Below are 26,659 nucleotides of genomic sequence, written 5' to 3' on the forward strand. Positions count from 1 at the left end.
CTGATGTTAATATAAATAGTTGCAAGATGAAACGGGCCATAAAGCTGTTTTTTACCTACAAAAATGATTCGTTTCATCTTGCCATTAAAAATTAAACTTTATACAGATGAAAACTAATATATTTATTTTGTGTCTTTTGGTGTTCAACATTGCATTTTCTTCTTGTGATGATAGCAATGATGCTGTTTATGAACCGACTAAATTTCATGGAATTATTTCACAATTTGAGGGTGATGCAAGTGCAACAACCTGGACCGAGAATGACGAAGTTGGCGTATATATGGTAACCAAAGGGGAGCCTTTAGTCGCTGAAAATATTGTAAATGGTATAGATAATAAGAAGTTTTTATTCGACATAAATGGAAATATTGTTCCTGAAGGGGAGGAAATGTATTTTCCTTCAGATGGAAGCAATGTGGATTTTTATGCTTATTATCCTTATAATTCATCTACAACCAATGGCATCTATTCCTTGGATGTATCGCAACAAAGTGATCAAAAGGAAATTGATTTGATGCGGGCAGCCATCAAAAATAAAACACAAGAGGATGCCATTATCAATATTAAGTTTGGCTTCACGCATAAGCTGGCTAAAATTAAAGTTAACATAGAAAAAGATGTTGACATTGAAGATCTGGATGTTTCAGGTATCAAATTATTATTAGATGGAATGCCGACCACTGCTGATTTTAATATTGGAACAGAAATGTTCTCAAATAAAGAGAATATTGCACCGATAGAGATGAGGGCAACTGAAGCCGGAGTAGAATATGATGCATTGGTTATCCCTGCTTCCGCAAATACTTTTACAGGCCGGGTAATAAGTGTATCGGCGCCTGATGAACTGGATTTAGAGCCGGCATTTTATGAGATTCCTGATGAACTGGCTTTTGAAACAGGTATTAGTTATGAATTCCCTATAACCTTGTACAAAAAGGGAGCCACACAAATAAAATACAATGTGGGTGACTATTATCCCGATCCGGAGGTCGATCTTAATGATCCGGAAGCAAAGGCTCAGATTCAAGGAATTGTGTTTTGGGTTGATCCGATTAGCGAAGGACGTCATGGGTTGGTCATGAATCTGAATGACGTTAATACTTCAGGATATGCACCTGGAACATGGGGAGCACGTTGGGGCGTGGATGATGTTTTTGAAACAAATCTGATTCCGTCGATGGCCAGTGAGGATGATGGCGAAACGGCAACAAAAGATTTAATTGCGGCGCATAAAGACGAGGCTGACTTTTCAACAAATTATGCTTTGTTTGATTATGTTTATTCAGTTCTGAATAGCGGCGATATTGATGGCGCATGGTATATGCCTTCGTTTAATGAACTTCGCCGAATGATGGCTTTTTCATTCGGAATTGATTATGATGAGGTTGTTACAGAGTGGGATGAAGCAATTCTTACCTCTGCCGGCCTCGATATTATTCCTACGCTTAATTATGAATCAAATATAATGGGTGGGGATAATCTTATCGCCAGAACAGCCTTAAATGATAAATTAGTGGCAGCAGGAGGAGGTAAATTCCCTGATGATCGCGGGCACGCATCAACCACTGAAATGGATGTGAGCGCAGCGAAAAATTATGTTGGTTTCAAAGGGGTTATTAGTAGAAATGGACGTTTGTATAAGAGTAAGAAGAACCTCTGTCAATTCAGAGCCATTCGAGGTTTTTAACCTATCAGTAACTGGAATAATATGAAACGAACCTGAATTTTAGCATTCTAAAATACACACAGAAGAATGATTAAAATTCATCGGGAGTTCCATATGGCCATTGAAAGATAAATTTAATCATATGAAAAAAGTATATAGTATTTATGTCCTGATATCATTGTTATTGATGACCATGGCTTTTTCTTCCTGTAAGGATGATGATTTAGAGTCTGGTACAGAGCCGGGGGGTGAAACCCCTGGTTTCGTGGACCTGACACCTTATAATGAGAGAAAAGCCTGGCTTATCGATGCATTTAAAGATGATTTGCTTACCAAAAGTGGAAAGCATGGAATCCCTTTTGCTTTAATAAGGCTCGAGAATGATCCCAATGATGAAAAGGCGCTTAACTATTTGACTTATGTTGCTGATGGTTATGTTGATATGTTTCATTTCCCGGGGTTGGCACTTGCTCTTTCCCGTTATTGGGATAATTTTTCGACAGCGCAAAAGGAGCATCTGAAGTCTAAGCTGGAACCTTATGCCAGTAGTTTTTTGGGCCATGGAACAGAGAACCACGCAAGTATGTTATGGTGTGGTGGCTATTTATTGGCACAGCTTTTCCCGGATGCAAATTGGTCCAATGGTCAGACCAGCGAACAGTTGATGGCAAGTCTCAAGAATAATTTGAGTCGCACATTCAAAAATGTTTATGCTAAAGGAAATGCGGAGTCGCTTTCTACAACTTACGAGCAAGTATATAATTTCCCGGTCGAAATTTTATATGAATGTGCGGAAGATGCGGAAGTGAAAAAAATGGCTGAAGCGATGTTGCTGTACAAATGGGCTTTGATTTCTCTGCATCAATTTGTGGGAACCACAATTGCCCCTTATGTGAGAATGAATACGCAACAAGATCATGCGCCTACCAATTACTATGTTGCAGGAACCAGTTATTATAATTGGTTACTTTTTGGTTGGGGGGCCGCGACCGATAACGTAACATTAGATCAATTTACGAAAGATTTCTCGGACGCGACAGGCGCTCTATATACCGTTGTATCGCATGTTGATATTCCTGAAGTTTTTTTTAGAATTGGAATGTCTAAGTCTCCCATAACGATCAAATCATCCATTCCAACCTTTGGCTCGTATGGATCTGGTGTCCCTCATGCCGTGATGCGCAAGGCCTATAGAGCTAAAAATTATGCGATTGGAACAGGTAACTGTCGATGGGTTCCAGGAGGTGATTTACTGTTTGCAGCTAATGCCTTTAATATTATTTGGGATTCCGCTGACAGATTTAACTATATTGGCTGTTATTCGCCTTATTGGTATGTGCATGGAACAGACCCGGATACCTGGGATGAAGGGAATATCTCTCCATTTCAGCAAACAGCTCATCATGAGGGAACTGTGATCACACTATTCGATATCCCTCAGGAAGATCCATGGCCTAATACCCAGAATCCAATATCCGGTGAAGATTTTTGGGGCTGGAGATCGGCTTACGCTAATGATTTAGTGAAAGTTGGAATGTTCCGTTATCCTGGTTCTATGGATGAGGAAATTGAAAAAGATGGTTGGATTTTCTTGCGTGAAGGAAAGGTGTATATAGGTGTAAAGCCGTTAAAAGGTTATACCATCGATAGAACTTCCCCTGATCCCAGTCTCGTTGGCTTTAATGTTGTTAAGAGTGAATATGCTAAAACGGGTTTCGTATTTGAAGTTAGCGACTCTGAAACTTCTGGTAGTTTTACTCAATTTCAAACAAAAGTACTGAGCAATTCATTATCTGTGGACTGGGACGCAATGACTTGTGAATATACGAATACCAAGGGAGACGATCTGTATATTAAATATCAGGAAGGGTTGCCCTTTGTATCTGTAACCAATCCGCCTGCTTCCTGGCAATCATACGGAATTAGTGGTATGCATGAATCTGTACCAACCGTTAAGGTCAATGGGATTCAGGATGAACCATACTCGGACTGGCCATTACTGGAAAGTCCTGATGTGACAATGGATGATGGAATACTTACCATCGAAGAAGGGGGCACAAGAATCAGAGTAATCTGGACAGGTACTTTGCCGATTATCTCAAAATAGATTTTTGGACACCAAACTTCTAAATAGTGCCTGTACATTAAAGTCAGCTGTTTTAGAAATGTTCAAATTAAGCCTTGCGTAGCTCCAGAAATGAGAGTTTACTTCTGTAAATAAAAATTGAGAGCAGGCGTAACGCCGAAGTTGGATTTTATGGACAGACTCTAATTAGAGTCTGTCCATAAACTAAGTGTTTGAAATATAAAGTTCAAATGCATGATTTGTGTAGTCGTGTAAATCAATGGGTTTAACTTTTGTATATGACTGTTTTTATGGACAGGATAACTAAGTGGCTGACTTTATGGACAAACACTAAATATTCAAATAGGGCAAAATTTATTTTGCTTAGTATTATCTAATCGTCTTGTTTTTTGGGGTAGATTTTGATTGCAGTGGTAAAAGAGGTTTGAATTTATGAAAATTCTCATGTTGGTAATTTTCGAATTTTTCAGACTGTCTTCTTGCCAACTGTAATCATAATTGATTTGTATTGGTTGTTTTTTAGGCTATGACGGAAGTAGTCCAAAATGGCGGTTTGAGATTTCAATATTTGTTAAATCTGATGTTTATCAGATAATCTTGAAAAGAATGTGATTTATGAAAACGTGTATAATTGTTTTATTATTATTTACTAGTTACCAGCTTTTTGCCCAAAATGCAGAACAGAAAGCCGATTCGGTATTAACCTATTCCGAAATTAATCAGCTCGATTATCAGGAAGTAAGAGGCGGGCTCGCAAACAGTTATTTGCATTTCACTACGCAAAAAACCAGTCGGGTGGCATTTGTCGGTGGATCCATTACTGAGATGACCGGTTGGAAAGAAAAGGTTACCAAGTACCTGATAGAACGTTTCCCGGAAACAAATTTTGAATTTATTTATGCCGGAATTCCATCTACCGGAAGTACGGCTGGGGCATTTCGGTTGGAGAACGATGTGCTGTCGAAAGGGAAAATTGATTTATTGTTCGAAGAAGCTTCTGTGAATGATGCGGGGCAATCCCAGACTCAGGATATTCGTGGGATGGAAGGTATTGTTCGTCATGCTTTGCTAGCCAATCCTATGACAGATGTGGTGTTGATGTATTTTGTTGATCCCAAAAAAATGAATTATTATAATTTGGGACAAATCCCACCTGCTGTTGAGGCTCATAATGAGGTCGCTGAATATTATCAATTGCCTTCGCTTAATCTGGCAAAGGAAATAACAGACCGGATCAATGCCGGAGAATTTACCTGGGATCAGGATTTTAAAAATTTGCATCCATCTCCTTTTGGTCATGAACTGTATTTTCAGTCTATGCGTTCGTGGCTGGAGAATTGCTGGAAAGCTGCCGGCACGCCCAGTGCAAAAAAAGCACATGTCATTCCATCACAAATGGATTCATACAGCTTTGTGTCCGGATGCTATGTTAATATTCGCAAAGCGGGTCGGTCTGACGGATGGAGGATTGATAAAAATTGGTCGCCGGCTGATCATCTGCCAACCCGAAAAGGGTTTGTCAATGTTCCCATGCTCATATCGTCCACTCCGGGAACTGAAATCACATTTAATTTTAAAGGAACTGCGGTAGGTATTAGCAATGTTGCAGGCCCTGATGCCGGTATTATAGAATATAAAATTGACGATGGCGAATTTCAGGAAAAAGATCTTTTTTCGAAGTTCAGTAGTAAGTTATACTTAAACCAATTTTTTGTATTTGAGGATAACTTGTCGGCTAAGCGTCATCGGTTAACAATCAGAATATCTGAAAAAAAGAATGAAAATAGTACGGGTCATACCTGTCAGATAGTAAACTTCTTAGTTAACCGCGGAAATTAGTACAAGGCATAGGTTATTCCAAAGTGATGAAACGAGCCCTGGAAATTATTTTACACACAGGAGTATGATTAATTCCGGCGAGTGCCATATGACCTTAACAAACAAATTATAATCATATGAAACGAGCCCTGGGAATTGTTTCACACACAGGGGGGATGATTAAGCTAGGCGAGTTCCATATGACAACTGAAAAACAAATTATAAACATATGAAACGACCATGATAAAGGGATTCTCACACAGGGGGATGATTATTTTCATGGGAGTTCCATCTGACCTTAACAAACAAATTATAAACAGATGAAATATACTTCTTTGTTTAATATAGCTCTAATCAGTTGTCTGTTTGTTTGTCCTTTTTCTTTGTTCGGACAAACGGATAAGTATGAATATCCAAAGGATTCATTGGTTTTTCAAAAGGTAAAAGAGTGGCAGGATCAGAAGTTTGGACTGTTTATGCATTGGGGAACCTACAGTGAGTGGGGGGTTATTGAATCGTGGAGTTTGTGTCCGGAAGACTGGTCCTGGAATCCACGTCCCAAGGATAAAAGTTATGCGCAGTATGTGAAGGAATATGAGAATTTGATTACCACGTTCAATCCAACAAAATTCGATCCTGACAAATGGGCTTTGGCAGCAAAGGAAGCGGGGATGAGATATGTCGTGTTTACCACCAAACATCATGATGGGTTTAATATGTTCGACACTCGGCAAAGCGATTATAAAATTACCGGCCAGGCCTGCCCTTTTAGTGCCAACTCCAAAGCTGACGTGACCAAAGAAGTATTTGAGGCCTTTCGTCGTGAAGATTTTATGATTGGCGCCTATTTTTCGACATCTGATTGGCACAATAATGATTTTTGGTGGGATTATTTCCCTCCCAAAGATCGTACGATGAATTACTCACCAAAGAAGTATCCTGAAAAATGGTGCCGTTATAATCAATTTGTATATAATCAGTTGGAAGAGTTGTCGACTGGCTATGGAAAACTGGATCTGTTTTGGTTTGACTTGAATCATATTTCGAAGGAAAAGAAAGTGGACTGGCAGCCGATCTCCTCAATGCTACGCAGAAACCAGCCCGGAGTCATGATGGTGGTAAGAAGTTCAAAAGGGGAATATGAGAATTATCGTACGCCGGAGCAGGAAGTGCCGGAAAAAGCGTTGGATTACCCCTGGGAAACCTGCATGACGATGGGCGATTCATGGTCGTATAAACCAAATGACAATTATAAGTCCGCTTATCAATTGGTGCAACTTCTCGTACGGATTGTTTCACGGGGGGGAAATTTACTGCTTAATATTGGCCCGGGACCTGATGGAGATTTCGATCCTGTAGCATATCAGCGATTAAATGAAATTGGCCAGTGGATGAAGATTAATGGAAAGGGCATCTATAGTACAAAATCGATAACTCCCTATGAGGAGACGAAGATGGTTTTTACACGAAAGGATGATTCGGTGTATGCTTTTTACCTGCCGGATGAAGACGAAAAAGAGATGCCTGCCAATATTTTAATTTCGTCGTTTCAACCGGTGGAAGGGAGCCAGGTGTATCTGCTTGGATATGAAAAACCTTTGAGTTGGATGAACAACGGAAAAGGGATGGTCATCAGCATCCCTAAGACATTACAGCATAATCCGATTTGCCAATATGCATGGGCATTTCAGGTTAAAGCCAAATCGCTAATTTATTGATTAGAGGTTAATATCACGAGTTGTAGAATGACCATGTGTTAAAATTCTCATACAGAAGGAGGATCCTTTCACGGGCGTTTCATCTTACAAATGAAATTAAAATATAAATATATGAAGAATACATTTTTAGTCGGCTTTAAAAGCATTTTGTTTTTCGTAATGCTTCAGCTTATGATGTCTCAACTGGGTGCACAAAACGTTGAGACGACAAGTTCTGTTCCGTCAAAAACGATGGAAAAGATGATTCAGGAGTATAAAAAATGGATAAGTCTCAGGGACGACTGGCCAGGTTTAAACCGTTACAGAGAAGCCAATAGTAAACTTGAAAAACCAGGTAAAAAAGAGCAAAGGGTTGTTTTTATAGGAAATTCAATCATTGATAATTGGATAAATCTTCGTCCTGAATTTTTTGAAGGAACGCCCTATGTTAACCGCGGTATCAGTGGACAAACCACGCCGCAAATACTGGCCCGGTTTCGGGCCGATGTAATTGCCCTTAATCCAAAAATTGTTGTGATTCTGGCCGGAACAAATGATATCGCTGGCAATACGGGGCCTTCAACACTGGAAATGATCGAAGACAATTATGCATCTATGACTGAAATGGCAAAGGCAAATGGCATTCGTGTTATTCTTTGTTCCGTTTTGCCGGTATACGATTATCCGTGGCGCCGAGGGCTTGAACCCGCTGAAAAGATTGTGTCACTTAACAAATGGATTAAGAGTTATTGCTCTAAAAATGATGTGGAATATTTGGACTTTTATTCTTCGTTGGTTGACGAGCGTAAAGGAATGAAAGATGAATATACTTTCGATGGGGTACATCCCAACAAGGAAGGTTATGAAGTGATGGAGGCGCTCGCTGTGAAAGCAATCGTTTTAAGCGCTAAAAAATAGTACTGATTTTTGGGCTCTGATAGATTTTTGTAATGCTGTTCACCCAGCAGGGAAGGATAGATTTTCTAAATAAAAAAATATTTTGACATGAAACGATCATTTTTTACCGGGTTAATATGTTCATTAATAGTGTTCTGTGTGTCGGCGCAGGAACGGTCTGTTCCGACCTATCTGGATGATAGCAAGCCTTTGGAACAAAGGGTTGAAGATGCTTTATCAAGGATGACACTGGAAGAAAAAGTTGCAATGGTGCATGCTCAATCCAAGTTTAGTTCTGCCGGTTGTTCCCGTTTGGGAATCCCTGAGATCTGGATGTCTGACGGGCCAAACGGAATCAGACCGGAACTGATGTGGGACAGCTTTAAGGCTGTGGGCTGGACAAATGACTCATGTACCGCATTTCCTGCATTGACATGTTTGGCTGCCACCTTTGATCCTCAATTGGCTATGGAGTATGGGATTGCAATTGGAGCCGAGGCCCGATACCGCAAAAAGGACATATTGCTGGGGCCGGGGGTCAATATCTATAGGACTCCCCTAAATGGTAGAAATTTTGAATATATGGGAGAAGACCCGTATCTGGCATCCCAAATGGTCGTTCCATATATTCAGGGAGTTCAGCAAAACGGGGTGGCTGCCTGCCTGAAACATTTTGCGTTGAATAACCAGGAAAGATGGCGACACAACATTAATGTGGAAGTAAGCGACAGAGCGCTATATGAGATTTATCTGCCTGCGTTTAAGGCAGGCGTGCAAGAGGGTGACGTGTGGGCCGTTATGGGTGCTTATAATTTATTTAGAGGTCAGCATTGTTGTCATCATGATCTTTTGTTAAATCAGATATTAAGAAACGAGTGGGGCTTTGAGGGAGTTGTTGTCAGTGATTGGGGAGGCGTATATGATACCGATGAGTCTGCCCGAAACGGATTAGATATTGAAATGGGAACCTGGAGCGATGGTTTGAGTTATGGTAGGGCTTTTGCTTATGATGATTATTTTTTGGCTCGCCCTTTTCTGAAAAAAATTGAGAGTGGAGAATTGCCTCTACAGCTCCTTGATGATAAAGTGAGACGTGTATTGCGTTTGGTTTTCAGAACCAATATGGATAGGAACCGGCCATGGGGTAGTTTTGCAACAGAAGCTCACGCTGATATTTCGCGGCGAATAGCAGAGCAAGGAATTGTTTTACTGAAGAATGAGACCCCATTGTTTCCTGTCCCGGTGGGCAAATATAACCGAATCCTCGTGGTTGGCGAAAATGCAACCAAATCACTTACTGTTGGTGGCGGGTCGTCAGAATTGAAAGTGAAAAAAGAAGTTTCCCCATTGGAAGGCCTGATTGACAAATACGGCGAAGAGACTATTTATTACACATCAGGTTATACTTCAGAACCACAGAAGTATAACGCTGATTCACTTATGCAAGAGGCGCTTAATTTGGCAAAGAGCGCTGATGTTGTTATTTATATCGGAGGCCTGAATAAAAATCCTTTTCAGGACAGCGAAGCGCATGATCGAAAAGCGTTTGATTTACCTTACGGCCAGAATGATTTGATAGAGAGTTTACTTGGGGTTAACAAGAATACCGGTGTAGTAATAATTAGTGGAAATGGAATCGCCATGCCATGGATTGATCAGGTGCCGGCGATTATTCAGTCCTGGTATTTGGGGTCGCAGGCCGGAAACGCTTTAGCTAACGTAATTTCCGGAGAGGTTAATCCGAGTGGGAAACTGCCTTTTAGCATACCTAAAAAGTTGAACGATAATGGGGCAAATTCTTTTGGCCCGTCGGTTTATCCGGGCGATAGTATTAATGTGTATTATAAGGAAGATATCCTTGTGGGATACAGGTGGTTTGATACAAAAAAAATTGAACCTCAATTCCCGTTTGGTTTCGGATTGTCATATACGACTTTCAATTATGGGAAATTGATAACCGAAAATAAGGAATATTCAAAATCTGATGTGATCAGGTTGTCATGCAGTATTTCCAATAATGGACAAAATGACGGTGCCGAAACATTACAGATCTACAGCTCTCAGCAGCATCCATCACTTCCACGTCCCCTTAAAGAGTTGAAGGCTTTTCAAAAAGTTTTTCTGAAGGTTGGTGAAACAAAAACGGTTTCTTTTTCAATACCCGTAGAAGACTTGGCTTTTTTTGATGATGAAAAACATGAGTGGGTAGTCGAACCTGACCGGTTTACTTTATCTGTGGCAACTTCGTCTGCCGATATAAGAAGTTCTGTTCGCATAAAGGTGATTGAATAAAAAAATCATACGATGAAACGAGCCATGAATAAGTATTTCTTACACATGTAAGTGATTAAGGTGGCGAGTTTCATGTGACCATTGGAAATGAAATTTAAACACATGAAAAAAGTTGGGATCTGGATCAGTATTTTAATATCGGGCTGCATTGGCCTTAATTCGTGCAAAAACAGAGAGAAATTCGATGATACATCTTTGGTTGTTATGGATATGGTCCATAACAATCCGGGAGAAGGTTTTACGAAAACCAGTTTCAACGAACCGGGAAAACTACATGAATATGGTTACAATGCTCAGGTTGTTAATGAATTTCAGTCGGTTCATTGTGCTATTACCTACAATTCGTTGAATAAAAATATTTTTCCGGAGGGATCAAAAGAGAGGTTTTGGATTGATTCATTGGCTAATCGAATTAAAAAGCGAATTGAAGAGATACATAAGGAAGGACTGGAGGCGTATTATTTCATGGATATTATTGTTTTGCCTCGTCGATTGGTGAAGCTCTATAAGGATGAGATTTGTGATTCTACCGGACGCATTGATTTTACCAGACCTAAAACACAGGAAATACATCGAATGATGCTTGATGAGGTGTTTAACCGGTTTCCCGGATTGGACGGACTGGTTATCAGGGTCGGAGAAACATATTTGCAAAACCTGCCATATCATACCGGAAATGGACCGATACCCCGTGATGAGAAATCATGGATGCATAATACGGCAAGTAATAGTGACGGGGGAGAAGAGATTCATCGTATTTTAATTGATTTGTTGCGCGATGAAGTGTGTGAAAAGTTTAATAAGAAAGTTTTTTATCGCACCTGGGACTTTGGTTTTTTCCATGTATTGCCTGAATATTATCTCTCTGTGACCGATTCTATTGAGCCACATCCAAATTTGTTTTTCAGTATCAAATATGTGAAAGGAGATTATCATCGTACTCTAAAATTTAATCCAACGCTGGGGATAGGAAGACATAAACAAATAGTTGAAGTACAGTGCCAACGTGAATACGAAGGGAAGGGGGCTTATCCAAACTATATTGCTAAAGGAGTGATTGATGGTTTTGAGGAACTCGAAAAGGACACGGTGATTCATTGTCTCAACCAGTTGAAAACGGACCCTAATTTTGCCGGCGTGTGGACCTGGTCGCGCGGTGGTGGTTGGGTCGGTCCATATATTTCAAATGAATTGTGGTGCGACTTAAATGCCTATTGTCTATCGCAATGGGCGAATAATCCCGATCAATCGGAAGAAGAGATTTTTAGCCGCTATGCCCGGATGAAAGGCTTTGAAGGTGTGGATATTCAACGGTTTCATAGTTTGGCGTTGTTGTCGGCTGATGCGATTGTCAGAGGTCGCGCTTCCTTAATTACGCCTATCAATCTATGGTGGACTCGCGATGAATTTATTGGCGGCGAAAACGAATTAGCTGATAATTTTAAGAATATCATCCGCAATGGATTGGTAGATAAGATGCTTGAAGAAAAGCGGATGAGTGTTGAAAAATGGAGCGAGATGGTTGCTATAGCGGATTCGTTGAATGGAACAGAGGACCAAACTGTGCATTACATTCGAACCTCAACACGCTATGGGTATTTTTTGTATGCCATTTATGAGCAGGCTTGGATTATTATGCTAAAAGGACAAATAGGGGAGTTGTCCGGGAGTTACGATTATAATGCAATTTATTCAGCGATTGAAAGATATGATTTGTTGTGGAACGAATTGATCAACCTAAAGGCGCAGAATCAGGATTGCGCCTCACTATATCGTCCTTTTGCTTTTAACTATGACAATTCTCCAACTTATTTTGGTGAAGAAGGTTTGAAAAAGACAATAGACAATTATCGGAACTTAAAAGCCAATAATTGAAGAACTAAAATAAGTGAAGGGGAATTTTTGTGTTGGATATAGGACTTATTGTAGCTGAGATATGTGATTGTTGCCTGGTGCTGTAACAATAATCATCTCCACTGGATGTGTTATCTGTATTGAAACTCATTTTTTAGGAATGAAGAAAACCATAATAATGGTGAAATCTTTGCCATTCAAAAAAGAGATATGGAACTTGATTCAGTAAAGAAGTGGCATAGGTGTAGAACCTGATTGTTTAAACACATATTAATTCAATAAACAACAACATTAAATGAGAAAACTATTTTTATTAATCGTTTTGCTGATACCAGTTCTCTCTTTTTCTCAGGATTTTTCGAGCTATCAAAAAAGGAAGCAATGGGTTTTAGAGGGTTTAAAAAATACAACGCTGGCAGAGCATGGTAAACATGGGTTACCCAAAGCCATTGTTCGTCTGGAGTTCAATCCGCACGATGGGGCGGCCTTGACTTATATTACCAATAGTCTCGATAATCGACGTCAAACCATGTTTGACTTCCCGGGTATTGCATTGGCACTGTGTCGATACTGGGATAGCTTTAATGCAATTCAGTTGAGGAAAATTAAAAGTAATCTTGAGTATTTGGCAAAAGAAGACAAACAAAATGGGGAAGGTTTTCTGGGGCATGGTACAGAAAATCATGCCACAATGATGTGGTGTAGTGCTTATTTGTTTGGTCAGATGTTTCCCGATGCGCATTGGGCTAATGGGATGACCAGTGAAGAGTTGATGGCGGATATGAAAGAGCGCCTGCGAAAAACATTTAAGAATGTTTATAGCCATGGTTATGCTGAATATCTCTCAACAACCTATGATGTCGTGATGAACAATCCGGTTGAAATATTATTGGAATATGCAAAAGATCCGGAAGTGAAAGCGATTGCTGAAGCTTATATGCTTTATAAGTGGTCATTGTTGTCGTTAAATAACTTTGAGGGAAATATTTTAGCCCCTTATGGGCGAATGAATACTCAACAAGATCATTTTCCCGATAATAGTTATATCTCAGCTACGACTTATTACAGCTGGTTATTGTGGGGGTGGGGACCGGCTACCGGAAATGTATTCATCAATCATTTTACGGATTATCCTGAAACCACTTATGCTGTTTATGCCGCTCTCTCACGAATCATTCCTGAAAATGTTTTTTTTCGACTGAGTGAAAACGAGGTTGCTCCGATGGAATTGAAAACATCAGCATCAGCTTTCGGACATTATGGTTCCGGCGCTTCTCATCAGATGATGCGTAAGGTTTATCGTGATAAAACCTATGCTGTAGGGACTGGTAATTTTCGTTGGGTGCCTGGAGGTGATTATGCCGATCACGACATTAATGGCTTTAGCATTGTATACCATAGCGCGGACCGGTTTAATTATATTGGTTGTTTTCATCCTTATTGGTACAGTGACGGGGATGATAAAGACCATACACCGGACACCTGGAATAAGGGAAATACGTCTCCTTTTCAGCAAACAGCACATGATAAAAATACTGTCATTACTTTATTTAATATTCCGGAGAAAGATCCATGGCCCAAGGCCCCAAGTGCGCCCAAATGGGCCTGGCGCGATGGGCATGCCGACGAATTGATAAAAAGGGGGATGTTACGTTATCCCAAATCAATTGATGAAAAAGTGGAAGAAAAGGGGTGGATTTTTCTGCGCGAAGGAGAAACTTTTATCGGCATAAAACCTTTGAAAAGTTATTACGAACAGACTGATATGAAAGGTATTGGTCTTGACGGTTTTAACATCGTAAAGAGTGACCATGCTAAAACAGGTTTTGTTTTCGAATTGGGTACTTTGGATGAATTTAAGAGTTTTAAAAATTTTCAAAAAAAGTTACAACGAAATAAGCTGTCCGTTGATTGGAATACAATGAGTGTTACTTATGTTGATTCGCAGAATGATAAGATACAGATTCAATATCGTGGCGGATTGAATATTGCGCCGGAAAAGAATCTGGCTGAATATCTGGTCAAAAGAGGAGTTGCCGGTCTGGCCGAATCAGTACCGCTTGTGAAAATCAATAACAAGGCAGATGTCGGTTATCGTCAATGGCCCATGATTGAAAGCCCATATGTTAATATGGACAACAACGTGCTGTTAATTAATGATGGAACGACCCAAATAAAAGTCGACTGGCAGTCGGATCTGCCTGTGATAACACAAACCAATTAAAGTATTTCCCATACGATTACTAATTGTAAAAAAAATGAGAACACGAATTTTGCTTATAATGATCATGACGGTATTTTTTGTAACATGTCAAAGTAATACTGATTTGGAGCATTTTCCGGAAGGTAAGTCTCCTGAGGAAATAGGCTTACGTATTGCCGAAAAATTTTTGAGTACATCTCATTCTCAATATGGTGATACCCGGCCATCGGAACCTCCGACGCAAATAACCTATCCCGACGTTTGCGCCTGGCTGGGTGGAATGTGGTTTGCCGAAACCACAAAAGATACGGCGCTTTTGGGCCGGTTTAAAGCACGTTTTCAACCATTGTTTAATGAAGAAAAGAATATGCTTCCCGTTCCGAATCATGTTGATAACAACGTATTCGGGTCTGTTCCATTGGAATTATATAGGCAGACCGGTGAATCGCGATATCTTGAACTGGGATTAGAATATGCCGATAGTCAGTGGGTTTTGCCGGAGGGTGCAACATCAGAACAAAAACAATGGGCCGACGAGGGATATTCCTGGCAAACACGTATTTGGATTGATGATATGTTTATGATAACTGCGGTTCAGTCGCAGGCTTTCTTGGCAACGGATGATCCTAAATATATTGACCGGGCAGCAAAGGAAATGGTTTTGTATCTGGATGAAATACAATTAAAGAATGGGCTGTTTTATCATTCACCCGAAGCGCCCTTTTGTTGGGGAAGAGGAAATGGCTGGATGGCTGTTGGAATGGCCGAGTTACTTCGCATTCTTCCGGTGGAAAATCCCAACAGGCAGCGTATCATGCAAGGGTATCACAAAATGATGGCTGCCTTACTTAAATACCAGGAAGCTGATGGAATGTGGCGACAAATTATTGATGATGAGGAAGCTTGGGAAGAGACTTCGGCAACGGCTATGTTTACGTATGCGATGATTACAGGGGTGAAAAATGGCTGGCTGAATAAGGGGCGCTTTGGAACGGCTGCTCGCAAAGGATGGTTGGCATTAACCACCTACATCAATGCCGATGATGAATTGACAGACGTCTGTGCCGGAACAAATATTAAAAACAGTCGGGATCATTATATGAATCGTCCACGCATTGTAGGTGATTTGCATGGTCAGGCTCCTTTGCTATGGTGCGCTGCGGCTTTATTACGGTAAGGTTTATGTGTTAAATCTTTGTTTTAATGGTATTAAATAATTGATAGTCACCCAAGTGGGTGGTGTTATGATAATTGTTTTTTGTACTGGAATCGAAGTTTAGCGTGCTTGTGCTTAATTATGGAGTGTTTCATGTGTCGATCAGAACCTAATTTATATACAGATGAAAAAATATATTTTGCTTGGTTTTTTGGTTTTCGGTATCGTAACCTCAGCCATTGCTCAACAAAAGGTCATAACCTACAAACTCATTGAAAACATCTCTTATACTGACGTGTATGAGGGCGAGGCAGATGAGTACATGAACGAACGCTGCAAACTGGATATTTATTACCCTGAAAATAAAAAGGATTTTGCAACGGTTGTATGGTTTCATGGAGGGGGATTAACAAGCGGCCATAAGTCAATTGCAAACGAATTGAAAAATAAAGGAATCGCGGTTGTAGCAGTCAACTATAGGTTGTATCCGAAGGTTAAGTGTCCTGTTTATATTGAAGACGCAGCTGCTTCGGTGGCATGGGTCTTTAGAAATATTGAAAAATACGGAGGCAGTCGGACAAAAATTTTTGTGTCAGGTCATTCTGCCGGTGGTTATTTAACGAGCATGATTGGCTTGGATAAAAGTTACCTGGCAAAGTTCGGTATTGATGCGAATTCAATTGCGGGGCTGATTCCGTTTAGCGGGCATGCTATTACCCACATGACGGTGCGTAAGGAAATGGGCATTAGTGACAAGCAACCCATTGTCGATAAGTATGCGCCGTTGTACCACGTGCGTTCGGATGCGCCTCCATTGGTGTTGATTACGGGCGACCGTGAATTGGAGATGCTGGGCCGTTATGAGGAAAATGCGTATTTGTATCGTATGATGATAGTTGTTGGACATAAACAAACCAGCATATATGAGATGCCCGGTTTTAACCATGGAACAATGACTATTCCGGCCGATTATATTCTATTAGATCAAATTGATAAAATTTTAAAAGCAAATAACACTGACGAATAAAAATCTGGTCATTGCATTAGAGCACTGATATCTGCTCTAATATGTCTAGTTAACAGATAAATGAAGGTGTTGATTCTGATTTTATCAAATTAAAAATTTAAAAAAACACAGCAAAATGAGTTTTCAGCGATTTTCCATTTTTATATTGGCAATTTTATTAAGCATTAATCTTTCAGGAAAGAATCTTTACATTTCTGTAAATGGAAATGATAAGGCGACTGGAACCAAAGAGCAACCTTTGGCGAGTTTAAAAGGCGCCCGTGATTTAATCCGGCAATTGAGAGAAGCAAACAACCTGAATGAAGAAATACGGGTAATTATTTCCGGTGGAATTTACTTCATGACAGAACCCCTGGTATTGACCGATATTGATTCAGGGAATGACAGCTTTCCCATTGTTTTTATGGCTGCAAAAGGGGAAGAACCTGTTTTTGTTGGAGGAATTCAAATAGGGAATTGGGAGAAAGTAACAGACAAAGTTTGGAGAACCAGTGTTCCGGAAGTAAGTCGTTATGGTTTGTATTTCGAACAGTTATATGTGAATGGGAAGCGAGCCGTTCAGGCAAAATCGCCCAATAGTGGATTTTATTTTTTGAAGGAAGTGAATGAAACTATTATCGAACGGGGTACAGGTCGCACTGCGGCAATGGCGGTGCAAAAATTAAAGCTTTTTCCACAGGCAGCCGCCGATTTTGCCTCTTTCTCAAATAGCGATTTTAATGACGCACTGGTTACCTTTTATCATAAATGGGACAATACCCGTAAACGGGTGTCTTCTTTTAGTGCCGACAGTGCAGCAGTTTTTACTGCAGGTGCAGGAATGAAGCCCTGGAATAAGCTCGACAATAAAACACGGTTTACCATTGACAACTATAAAGCGGGTTTGGATACCTGCGGTGAGTGGTTCCTTGAGCGCAGCGGTGATTTATATTATATCCCCCGACAAGGAGACGATATGACGGAGGTTAGCGTATTTGCGCCGGTTACTGATCGGTTCCTTGTTTTTAAAGGATCGGAGGGAAAAGAAGTACGAAATATTAGCTTCGAAAATATTCGTTTTGAAGTGGCCGGATATCGGACGCCATTATGGGGCAACGAACCCGTTCAGGCGGCCGCCCCGGTAAATGCTGTGGTTATGTTGGATTACGCACAAAATATTGATTTTGTCAATTGTGGTGTCAGTCAAATTGGGACAAATGCGTTTTGGTTCAGAAAAGCCTGTGTCGACTGTTCTGTATCTCATTGTTATATAAGTGATTTGGGTGCCGGGGGTATTAAAGTGGGGGATGTTCAGATTCCTGACAACCAGGACGATTTAACCCGTAATATCACAGTCGATAATAATATAATACGTTCAGGTGGTTTCATATTCCCATGCGCTATTGGTGTTATCATCTTTCAGGCCAGCGATAATAAAATTACCCATAATGAAATTGCTGATTTTCGTTACTCCGGCATTTCTGTTGGATGGGTTTGGGGCTATGATTATAGTCCATCGAAACGAAATACAATTGAGTACAATCATGTTCATCATCTTGGATGGGGTGACCTGAGTGATATGGGCGGCATTTATACGCTTGGCGAATCCGAAGGAACTACGGTGAGCAATAATGTTGTTCATCACGTATATTCCCGTGGATATGGTGGCTGGGGTTTATACACTGATGAAGGGTCAACCGGAATCGTTATGGAAAACAACCTGGTTTATGCCTGTAAAAGTGCCGGATTTCACCAGCATTATGGCAAGGAGAATATTATAAAGAACAATATTTTTGCCTTCAACCAACTGTCTGGTGTTCAGGTATCAAAGGTGGAAGAGCATTTGTCCTATACATTTACAAACAATATTATTTATCAGGAAGAGGGGAAAATAATATCGGATGTGTGGGATGGAGATAATGGAACAAAAATAAAGGTGAATTACGATTGCAATTGCTATTGGAAAACAAGTGACCCGTCCCCTGTTTTTTATGGTTTATCGTTTGACGAATGGAAAAAAACAGGGAAAGATAAAAATTCCATTATCGCTGATCCCGGGTTTGTTGACCCGCAAAACTTTGATTTCAGAATTAAAAACAAATCAGTTATCCGAAAAATTGATTTTGTGCCTTTTGATTTTTCAAAAGCCGGTGTTTATGGCTCTAAGGATTGGAAAGAACGGGCGAAATTCGATCCGGAGTTAGCCGATAAATTTGATGAAATTGTTGAGGAGCTCAAACGACAGGCCAATTCACAGGAATAAAATTAATCAATAATTAAATTACCTAGAATGATACGTGTATATTCACTTTTTTTACTATTTATTTTTGTTTCCTGTGGAATAAATACGGGGAAAAAGATTCATAAAATTGATGTCGACAAGTTTCAGGATTCCGAAATATTGTGGAATTTGGATTCTTTAAGTAATTCTCCGGCTTTCTCATGGATCGATTCTACTTCTTCGGTTCGTTCTCTGGCTTATGAAAGTGTTTCTTTCGAAGGAAAGCCCACGCGGGTATTTGCTTATTATTCCAATCCGGATTTGTTACAAGGCAAGGAAACAGAAAATTCTTTTCCTGCTGTTGTTTTAGTTCATGGCGGAGGTGGAAAAGCATTTAAAGAATGGGTTGAAAAATGGGCTGCCGATGGGTATGCTGCCATTGCAATGGATTTGGGCGGCAAAGATGGTTCCGGAAAACCATTATTTATGGCAGGACCCGATCAAACGCATGAAAACAAGTTTACAATCATTCAAAAAGGGGACTTAAAAAATGTATGGAGTTATCATGCTGTTGCCAGTATAATTCTGGCGCATTCATTTATTCTGAGTAGGCCTGAAGTTGATGCCGAAAGAACTTGTCTGACCGGGATTAGCTGGGGTGGGTATTTAACGTGTATTGTCGCGGGCCTCGATGACCGGTTTAAAGCAGCCGTGCCTGTTTATGGGTGCGGTTACTATGACGAGTCCGACGCATTTGGTAAGCCTTTGTCTGAACTGACTCCTTTTTATGAAAAGCAATGGATGGAATATTTTGATCCATCGGTTTATCTTCCTTTTGCTAAACCAGCTCTTCTGTTTATTGATGGAAACAAAGACTATTTCTATAATATCGTACCCTATTACAAGACCTATAATCTACCTGAAAATTGTCATAAAAATATTTGTTTAACACCAAATATGAGGCATGGACACCGCGAGGGCTGGCGCCCAATAGAAATACGATATTTCTTTGAATCGGTAGTGAATGGAGGCGTACCTCTGCCTAAAATAGAAGAACTGAAACGGACTCAGTCGTCAGTTAGTGCCGGGTTTAATTCATTTGCAGGGTTACGGTCTGCCCGGTTTTATTATTCCTCTGATACAACGTCGACCAATGCAAATCGAGTTTGGTTTGATTTGGCTGCTACCATCAATCAGGATAAAAGAGAGATAAGTTGTGATATGCCCGACGCTGATTTTAAATATGCTTTTTTTTATGCTACCGATAATCGGGAGGTGTCGGTATCGAGTCCGATATATATTAAACTGTAAGTTGTATTTTTTTGATTGGTAATGATTAAAATATAATGGTATGAGATTTAAAATATTGTTGATTGTTCTGGTCGTCTGTTCTGTAAATATTACGGCGTCTCGTATTGATACACTCTATGTGAAAAGTGATGTGATGAAAAAGTCTATCCCGAATTTGGTTATTGTGCCCGATTCGTATGACGCACAAAGTGGTTCGTTTCCTGTATTGTACCTGTTGCATGGGGCTTCTGCTGATTATAAAGATTGGTTGAGAAAAGTTCCGCGTCTGGCTGAATATGTTGATTTATACAATTTTATTATTGTTTGTCCCGATGGCGCCCATACCAGCTGGTATTTTGATAGTCCGGTGGATCCGGCCATGCAATACGAGACCTATATCTCGAAGGAGTTGATTGAGGAGGTTGATTATTCATACCGTACCATGAAAAATAGAGCAGGCAGAGCAATCTCCGGATTAAGCATGGGCGGGCACGGCGCTTTTTATCTGGCATTTCGTCATCAGGATATCTGGGGTGCTGCCGGCAGTACCAGTGGCGGTTTAGATATCCGGTCGTTTCCAAACAACTGGAATCTAGCCAAACGATTAGGTCCCTATGCGGAGAATAAAGATAATTGGGAGAATAATACAGTGATTAATATGGTGTATTTGCTCGAGGGTTCGAAGTTGAAATTAATATTTGATTGTGGCGTTGATGACTTTTTTTATGATTGCAATAAACGGATGCATGAGAAGTTGCTGGAAAGAAATATCCCGCACGACTATATAGAGCGTCCGGGAAAACATACCTCTGAATATTGGGCCAATTCCATTAAATATCAGTTGATGTTTTTTGATGATTTTTTTGATACTCAGAAGTCGAAATAATAAAGGAGGTCATTGGTGTTTGCCACTAAATTCTAGTGGCCGGCGCGAATGCTTCGTTTTGAGTTTGTTGTACTTAATGAACGGATTCTAACTGCTTTGAAAATTGAATTTATAATAGGGAAGAAATATGAAGAGATTGTTTAATGTGCTATTATTCTTTTATTTTATAGTGCCGGCTTCACTCCGGTTGTATGCCCGGGAAAACCCGGTCGATTTGGTTAATCCGTTTATAGATACGCACAAATCTCGTTGGTTCTATTTTAACTCTGCGTGTCGGCCTTTTGGAATGGTTAATCTTAGTCCTGATACTGATACAAAAGCCAGTTGGGAGTCTGGCTATTTGTACGACAGCCATTCTATTCGTTGTTTCAGTCATATACATGCCTGGCAGTTGGCCGGTGTGGCCGTCATGCCAACAACTGGTGAATTTAAAGGCAACCATGGAATGGATGCCTACCAGTCTGCTTTTAGTCATGATGATGAAATTGCGAAGCCCGGTTATCATAAAGTGTTTTTAAGTGATTATGGTATTACGGCGGAATTGACCTCCTCCACAAGGGTTGGTTTTCATAGGTATACTTTTCCATCTCACAAAGAGAAGTCTATAATTTTTGATACAGGTGCTTATCTGGCGCATAGTCCAACGGTTTTTTCTAAAGTGTGGAAAGTTAGCAATACTGAGATTGCCGGCGTTCAGGTAATCGGTAAAACCATCAGAAGACCTAAGGATACACCCGTTTACTTTGTGGCCAGGTTGAATCAGCCTTTTCGTTCTTTTAAAGGTTGGGTGGATAAACAAATAATAACATTTGATACTGATACCATTCAGGGTGTAGACGCGGGGGCCGCTGTTTTTTTTGATTCCCGCGAAGCGGGCCCGATATTAATGAAGGTGGCGGTTTCGTATGTGAGTGTTGAGCAAGCCCGTAAAAATTTGAATGCTGAAATTAGTCATTGGGATTTTGACAGAGTGGTTGACGAATCATTTCAAACGTGGAATGATTGGTTGGGCCGTATTGATATTACAGGTGGAAGTCATCAACAACAGGTTAAGTTTTATACTGATTTGTGGCATGCCCTGTTGGGGCGGCGTATAACAAGCGATGTTGACGGAAAGTATATGGACATGACGGGGAGTAAGCCTCTTGTAAAGAGCGTTCGTCTCGACAAAACGGGAAAACCGCTTTTCCCTCATTACAATTTTGATGCCTGGTGGGGAAGTCATTGGTCTCTTAATATTTTATGGTCGTTGGTCTATCCCGAAATAGTCGATGGCTTTTGCAATACAATGGTTGATATGTACAACGATGGGGGAATGATTCCGCGAGGCCCGTCGGGTGGTAATTATACGTTTGTGATGATTGGTGATCCCGCTGTTCCCTTTTTCGCATCAGCCTATAATAAAGGAATTCGAAATTACGATGTTGCGAATGCTTATAAAGGGTTGCGTAAAAATGCGTTTGTTGGCGGCATTAGAGATCATGCCGGTTATGAGCATGACAATCCGGCTTATGGTGGTGGAATGCAATATTACATCAAACAGGGCTGGATTCCCGAAGGTATTAAATCGAAGGGCATGCATCTGGATGGCGCAGCAATGACTATGGAATATGCCTACGAAGATTGGTGTCTGGGTCAACTCGCTAAAGCCATGGGAAATGAAGAGGATTTTAAGTTTTTTAACAGTCGTGGTCAGAATTATAAAAATTTGTGGGATACAGAAACAAAATTAATTCATCCGCGGGAGATGGATGGCAGCTGGATAACTGATTTTAAACCGGTGGCTGATGGCTTTAGCGCACGTGGTTTTTGTGAAAGCAATGCCGCTATTTATACCAATTTTGTTCCTCATGACATGCCGGGATTGATTAATTTATTTGGTGGTAACGAGGTTTATACTGACTTTTTGAATCATTCGTTTGTGGCAGGGGAACCGCTCGCTTTTGTGGGTAAAAATAAAAATCATGCTTCCAGTTGGGTCGATTATGGAAATCAGCCCGGAACGGCCATGGTTCATCTCTTTAATTATGCCGGATCGCCATGGTTAACTCAAAAGTGGGTCCGAAAAGTCAAGGCTTCTTTTGCTGATACTACGCCTTATGATGGTTACCGTGGTGACGAGGATCAAGGGCAAATGGGCGCCTTGGGGGTGTTGATGGCTATTGGGTTGTTTGAGGTGGATGGTGGAGCTTCCGTCAATCCGTACTATGATATTACAAGTCCCGTTTTCGATAAGGTTACCATTCAACTGGACAATCGTTATTTCCCGGGGAAGCGGTTCGTCATTAAAACGAAAAACAATAGTCCGGAGAATCTGTATATTCAATCGGCGAAACTGAATCATCAGATCTTAAATAATTGCTGGTTCTATCATTCTGATTTAATAAAAGGAGGCGTACTTGAAATTGAATTGGGCCCAAATCCGAATAAAAGCTGGGGTGTGCAAGAACCGCAGCCTTCGGTGAGATGATGTACAACAGAAGTATAAATATAATTATTTACAATTCAGGTTTATGGAAAAGAAAGTGAGTGTATCAACCATCCTTCCCGTTTTATTCGGTTTTTTTGTAATGGGATTTTGTGATGTCGTGGGAATTACTTCTGCGCATGTTAAAGAAGATTTGTTGGGGGCCTATAGTCTTGAATTTAGAGACACTCTGTCGAATCTGATACCAGTGGCTTTGTTCTCAATGTTTCTGATTTTTTCTGTTCCCACAGGTATTTTTATGAATCGTATTGGGCGCAAAAAAACAGTGCTCTTGAGTAATGTCATTACTATTGTGGCTATGTTTATTCCACTCATTGAGTATACCTTTTTTACTTCATTAATTGCTTTTGCCTTATTGGGAATTGCAAACACCATTTTGCAGGTATCCTTAAACCCATTGTTAACCAATGTTGTTAAAGGCGATAAGCTGACGAGCAGTTTAACGGCCGGCCAGTTTGTAAAGGCAATATCTTCTTTTAGTGCGCCTTTTATTGCTGCCTTTGCCGCAAACCAGCTGGGTAACTGGCAGTATATTTTCCCCATCTATGCTGTCATCACATTGCTTTCTACCGTATGGCTTATGGCAACCACGATCATTGAAGAGCCGGTTGAAGAAAAGGCCAGTTCATTTGCCAGCGTGATTGGTATTTTAAAAGATAGAACTATTTTGTTGATATTTCTGGGTATTTTGTTTGTAGTTGGTGTTGATGTGGGGGTTAATACGGCTTCTTCCAAAATTTTGATGGAACGTTGTGGTCTGTCCTCAATCGAAGCCGGGTACGGCCCTAGTGTCTATTTTGCCTTTAGAACATTGGGCGCATTTTTGGGCGCATTTTTTTTAGCTAAATATTCGTCGGTTAAATTTTTTAAAATTAATATAGCCGGTGCAGTATTGGCACTCCTGACTTTGATTTTTGTGGGTGATCGGTTCGTTATTTTTGCGCTCTACGGTATTATTGGATTTACCATAGCCAATATTTTCCCAATTATTTTCGGGATGGCGATTCAGTCGCGTCCTGATAAGGCCAATGAAATTTCCGGTTTAATGATTACAGGTGTTTTTGGTGGTGCTGTTATTCCCTTTTTAATGGGCCTGACGTCTGATGCAATGGGCTCACAGGTTGGTTCTGTGATAGTGATCCTGGCTGGGGCTTTGTATTTGTCTTATTTGGCTTTTTCTGGCAAAAGGGAGCAGGGGGTGTCATAAATTTGATTTTGAATCGATCGATGTCATTTAACCAAAATGAAAAGCTAAAAGATAAAGTCCTTTTAGCTTTTTTTGATTCTACATGCGGTATTCATTGTCATTTAATATTGAAAAGATAAGTCTTCTGTTTTTTTAGCAGAAAGCAGGTGCCAAAGGAGATGCCACTTGTCGGATCCCTTTCTGATGATTGAGGCCGGCTTTGAAATGGCCGTGATTCTATCTCATTGCTATCAGCCTTTTTCAAAATCTTTGTTGTTCCGAAAAACGGCCGTTATTATTGGCCGATGTGTATATTGTTGTAATTTTGTTTCGGTTGGGAAAGTGTTTTTAGGTTTATATTGTTGGTTTTTTGTGCACCCCGGGGGGCATCTGTTTGTTTGAAAGGTGGTTGTGGTATTTATAACAGGTCAACGCATGGCAATCAGATCAAAGTATGAAATGGTGTAATGGCTTTCGTAAATATATGAATAGCTAGGGCCAAAGGTTAATCTATAGTCGCTCTTAATCAGGTAATATTTTTATTTTTCGTAAAATAGAATCTCAATGTTTGATTTATGAATCTATCCTCTGAATCCAAAAAACAAGCACAAAATTATTTTTTCCCTCTGGTTATATTGGGAACCATGTTTTTTGCCATTGGCTTTGCTCTGGGAATTAATAGTTATCTAATTCCTTTATTGAATCAGTCGCTTGAAATTTCTTCAGGACAGTCTTACCTGGTGTTGGCCGCGACTTTTTCTGCTTTTTTGATTTTCGGATATCCCTCTTCGTTGGTGATAAAGAAAATTGGTTATAAAAAAACGATGGCACTGTCGTTTCTTTTGTTTTCGATCGGGTTTTACCTGTATATTCCTTCCGCAAAGATGGAGAGTCTTCCGTTGTTTCTTGTAGCTTCTTTTATTAGTGGTATGGGCAATACCTTTCTGCAGGCAACTGTAAATCCTTATGTCACAATTTTAGGACCTATGGAGAGTGCGGCCCGGCGTATCAGTATTATGGGAATTGCCAATAAGCTGGCCTGGCCGGTGGCGCCAATGTTTTTGGCATTGGTGATTGGGAAAAGCGTGCAGGATGTTCAGTTTTCTGATATTTATACGCCTTTTACGATTATTATAGTAGTGTTTGTTGCCCTTGGTATTTTGGCTTTGTTAGCCCCTTTGCCTGAAGTCAAAGCGGCCGGTGAAGAGCGTGTTGAAGATTGTCCCTACGCGGCCACAAAAACTTCGGTATGGCAGTTCCCGCATTTATTGCTGGGTGTTTTAGCTTTGTTTTTGTATGTGGGAGCCGAAACTATTTCTTTGGGAACTTTGGTCGATTATGCCGGAGAGCTTCATTTGTCAAACCCTGAATTTTACGCATGGATTGCTCCCGTGGGAATGGTCATCGGATATTTAGCCGGCATTATTTTTATTCCAAAATATGTGAGTCAGTCTACTGCTTTAATCATAGTATCGCTCACAGCTATCATTGGTTCTTTGTTGGTGGTTCTGACGCCTGCGGCTATCTCTATCTATTTTGTGGCTTTTATAGCATTGGGATGTTCCTTGATGTGGCCTGCCATCTGGCCGCTGGCAATGACCGACCTGGGCCATTTTACCAAAGCCGGGAGCTCTCTTATGGTCATCGCTATTGTTGGGGGTGCTTTGATTCCGACAATTTATGGTTTTGTGAAAGACTCTGTAGGAGCCCAAAATGCTTATTGGGTGATCGTCCCTATATTTTTTTACATTCTTTATTATGCGCTGAAGGGGCATAAAATAAGATCGTAGTACTTGTTTATAGGGGGTGTATTGTATTATTTTGAGGCTTTCAAAATTTGAAAAGCAGGAGTTTTCGGCCCTTAATGATCATTTTGAAAGTGAGAGTAACGAAGAAAATTCTTTTTGTTTTTG

Annotated in this window: 16 protein-coding genes; all 16 read left to right on the plus strand. The window is 40.4% G+C overall.

Translation table 11 applies throughout. The annotated features are described in order from the left end of the window. Positions 1–106: 106 nt before the first annotated feature. The 16 genes from ACT3CD_RS09435 (at position 107) to gluP (ending at position 26,536) form a co-directional block, all read left to right on the plus strand. A complete protein-coding gene (locus ACT3CD_RS09435; RefSeq protein ID WP_444645117.1) occupies positions 107–1,687 on the plus strand; it encodes a fimbrillin family protein in 1,581 nt (526 codons plus the stop codon). Between the two features lie 121 nt (positions 1,688–1,808). Continuing rightward, positions 1,809–3,773 carry a hypothetical protein gene (locus tag ACT3CD_RS09440; RefSeq protein WP_444645119.1) on the plus strand — a complete coding sequence of 655 codons (1,965 nt, stop codon included), beginning with the start codon at positions 1,809–1,811 and terminating at the stop codon, positions 3,771–3,773. 594 nt (positions 3,774–4,367) lie between these two features. Beyond that, on the plus strand, positions 4,368–5,591 hold the full coding sequence (locus tag ACT3CD_RS09445; protein ID WP_444645121.1) for an SGNH/GDSL hydrolase family protein: 1,224 nt from the start codon (positions 4,368–4,370) through the stop codon (positions 5,589–5,591). A 299-nt stretch (positions 5,592–5,890) separates the two neighbouring features. After that, positions 5,891–7,288: an alpha-L-fucosidase gene (locus tag ACT3CD_RS09450; protein ID WP_444645123.1), complete on the plus strand. Its 1,398-nt coding sequence runs from the start codon at positions 5,891–5,893 to the stop codon at positions 7,286–7,288. A gap of 111 nt (positions 7,289–7,399) precedes the next feature. Next, a complete protein-coding gene (locus tag ACT3CD_RS09455) occupies positions 7,400–8,185 on the plus strand; it encodes an SGNH/GDSL hydrolase family protein (RefSeq protein WP_444645125.1) in 786 nt (261 codons plus the stop codon). A gap of 87 nt (positions 8,186–8,272) precedes the next feature. After that, positions 8,273–10,456 (plus strand): glycoside hydrolase family 3 C-terminal domain-containing protein, encoded by a 2,184-nt coding sequence (locus ACT3CD_RS09460; RefSeq protein WP_444645126.1) that lies wholly within the window; start codon positions 8,273–8,275, stop codon positions 10,454–10,456. Between the two features lie 102 nt (positions 10,457–10,558). Next, positions 10,559–12,331 (plus strand): hypothetical protein, encoded by a 1,773-nt coding sequence (locus ACT3CD_RS09465; protein ID WP_444645128.1) that lies wholly within the window; start codon positions 10,559–10,561, stop codon positions 12,329–12,331. A 274-nt stretch (positions 12,332–12,605) separates the two neighbouring features. Beyond that, the gene (locus ACT3CD_RS09470; RefSeq protein ID WP_444645130.1) at positions 12,606–14,534 is read left to right on the plus strand and encodes a hypothetical protein; all 1,929 of its coding nucleotides are present in this window, start codon (positions 12,606–12,608) and stop codon (positions 14,532–14,534) included. A 34-nt stretch (positions 14,535–14,568) separates the two neighbouring features. Further along, complete coding sequence (locus ACT3CD_RS09475; protein WP_444645131.1) at positions 14,569–15,690, plus strand: glycoside hydrolase family 88/105 protein; 1,122 nt, start codon at positions 14,569–14,571, stop codon at positions 15,688–15,690. A 163-nt stretch (positions 15,691–15,853) separates the two neighbouring features. Further along, the gene (locus ACT3CD_RS09480; protein ID WP_444645133.1) at positions 15,854–16,696 is read left to right on the plus strand and encodes an alpha/beta hydrolase; all 843 of its coding nucleotides are present in this window, start codon (positions 15,854–15,856) and stop codon (positions 16,694–16,696) included. 115 nt (positions 16,697–16,811) lie between these two features. Next, positions 16,812–18,938 carry a right-handed parallel beta-helix repeat-containing protein gene (locus ACT3CD_RS09485; RefSeq protein ID WP_444645135.1) on the plus strand — a complete coding sequence of 709 codons (2,127 nt, stop codon included), beginning with the start codon at positions 16,812–16,814 and terminating at the stop codon, positions 18,936–18,938. A gap of 27 nt (positions 18,939–18,965) precedes the next feature. Beyond that, positions 18,966–20,207, plus strand: coding sequence for an alpha/beta hydrolase family protein (locus ACT3CD_RS09490; protein ID WP_444645137.1), 1,242 nt, complete (start codon positions 18,966–18,968; stop codon positions 20,205–20,207). Positions 20,208–20,247: 40 nt separating this feature from the next. After that, a complete protein-coding gene (locus ACT3CD_RS09495; RefSeq protein ID WP_444645139.1) occupies positions 20,248–21,072 on the plus strand; it encodes an alpha/beta hydrolase in 825 nt (274 codons plus the stop codon). A gap of 127 nt (positions 21,073–21,199) precedes the next feature. Next, positions 21,200–23,542 (plus strand): GH92 family glycosyl hydrolase, encoded by a 2,343-nt coding sequence (locus ACT3CD_RS09500; RefSeq protein ID WP_444645140.1) that lies wholly within the window; start codon positions 21,200–21,202, stop codon positions 23,540–23,542. A gap of 43 nt (positions 23,543–23,585) precedes the next feature. Beyond that, positions 23,586–24,767: an MFS transporter gene (locus tag ACT3CD_RS09505; RefSeq protein WP_444645142.1), complete on the plus strand. Its 1,182-nt coding sequence runs from the start codon at positions 23,586–23,588 to the stop codon at positions 24,765–24,767. Between the two features lie 554 nt (positions 24,768–25,321). Next, entirely contained in the window at positions 25,322–26,536 is a 1,215-nt protein-coding gene (gene gluP, locus ACT3CD_RS09510) for a glucose/galactose MFS transporter (RefSeq protein ID WP_444645144.1), read from the plus strand. Positions 26,537–26,659: the final 123 nt, after the last annotated feature.

Source organism: Geofilum sp. OHC36d9, from assembly GCF_052400685.1.
Lineage (GTDB): Bacteria > Bacteroidota > Bacteroidia > Bacteroidales > Marinilabiliaceae > CAZHHH01.

What these genes read in the sequence shown, in the direction of transcription:
- ACT3CD_RS09435 (WP_444645117.1), top strand. Translation starts at nt 107, where the DNA reads ATGAAAACTAATATATTTATTTTGTGTCTTTTGGTGTTCAACATTGCA.
- ACT3CD_RS09440 (WP_444645119.1), top strand. Translation starts at nt 1,809, where the DNA reads ATGAAAAAAGTATATAGTATTTATGTCCTGATATCATTGTTATTGATG.
- ACT3CD_RS09445 (WP_444645121.1), top strand. Translation starts at nt 4,368, where the DNA reads ATGAAAACGTGTATAATTGTTTTATTATTATTTACTAGTTACCAGCTT.
- ACT3CD_RS09450 (WP_444645123.1), top strand. Translation starts at nt 5,891, where the DNA reads ATGAAATATACTTCTTTGTTTAATATAGCTCTAATCAGTTGTCTGTTT.
- ACT3CD_RS09455 (WP_444645125.1), top strand. Translation starts at nt 7,400, where the DNA reads ATGAAGAATACATTTTTAGTCGGCTTTAAAAGCATTTTGTTTTTCGTA.
- ACT3CD_RS09460 (WP_444645126.1), top strand. Translation starts at nt 8,273, where the DNA reads ATGAAACGATCATTTTTTACCGGGTTAATATGTTCATTAATAGTGTTC.
- ACT3CD_RS09465 (WP_444645128.1), top strand. Translation starts at nt 10,559, where the DNA reads ATGAAAAAAGTTGGGATCTGGATCAGTATTTTAATATCGGGCTGCATT.
- ACT3CD_RS09470 (WP_444645130.1), top strand. Translation starts at nt 12,606, where the DNA reads ATGAGAAAACTATTTTTATTAATCGTTTTGCTGATACCAGTTCTCTCT.
- ACT3CD_RS09475 (WP_444645131.1), top strand. Translation starts at nt 14,569, where the DNA reads ATGAGAACACGAATTTTGCTTATAATGATCATGACGGTATTTTTTGTA.
- ACT3CD_RS09480 (WP_444645133.1), top strand. Translation starts at nt 15,854, where the DNA reads ATGAAAAAATATATTTTGCTTGGTTTTTTGGTTTTCGGTATCGTAACC.
- ACT3CD_RS09485 (WP_444645135.1), top strand. Translation starts at nt 16,812, where the DNA reads ATGAGTTTTCAGCGATTTTCCATTTTTATATTGGCAATTTTATTAAGC.
- ACT3CD_RS09490 (WP_444645137.1), top strand. Translation starts at nt 18,966, where the DNA reads ATGATACGTGTATATTCACTTTTTTTACTATTTATTTTTGTTTCCTGT.
- ACT3CD_RS09495 (WP_444645139.1), top strand. Translation starts at nt 20,248, where the DNA reads ATGAGATTTAAAATATTGTTGATTGTTCTGGTCGTCTGTTCTGTAAAT.
- ACT3CD_RS09500 (WP_444645140.1), top strand. Translation starts at nt 21,200, where the DNA reads ATGAAGAGATTGTTTAATGTGCTATTATTCTTTTATTTTATAGTGCCG.
- ACT3CD_RS09505 (WP_444645142.1), top strand. Translation starts at nt 23,586, where the DNA reads ATGGAAAAGAAAGTGAGTGTATCAACCATCCTTCCCGTTTTATTCGGT.
- gluP (WP_444645144.1), top strand. Translation starts at nt 25,322, where the DNA reads ATGAATCTATCCTCTGAATCCAAAAAACAAGCACAAAATTATTTTTTC.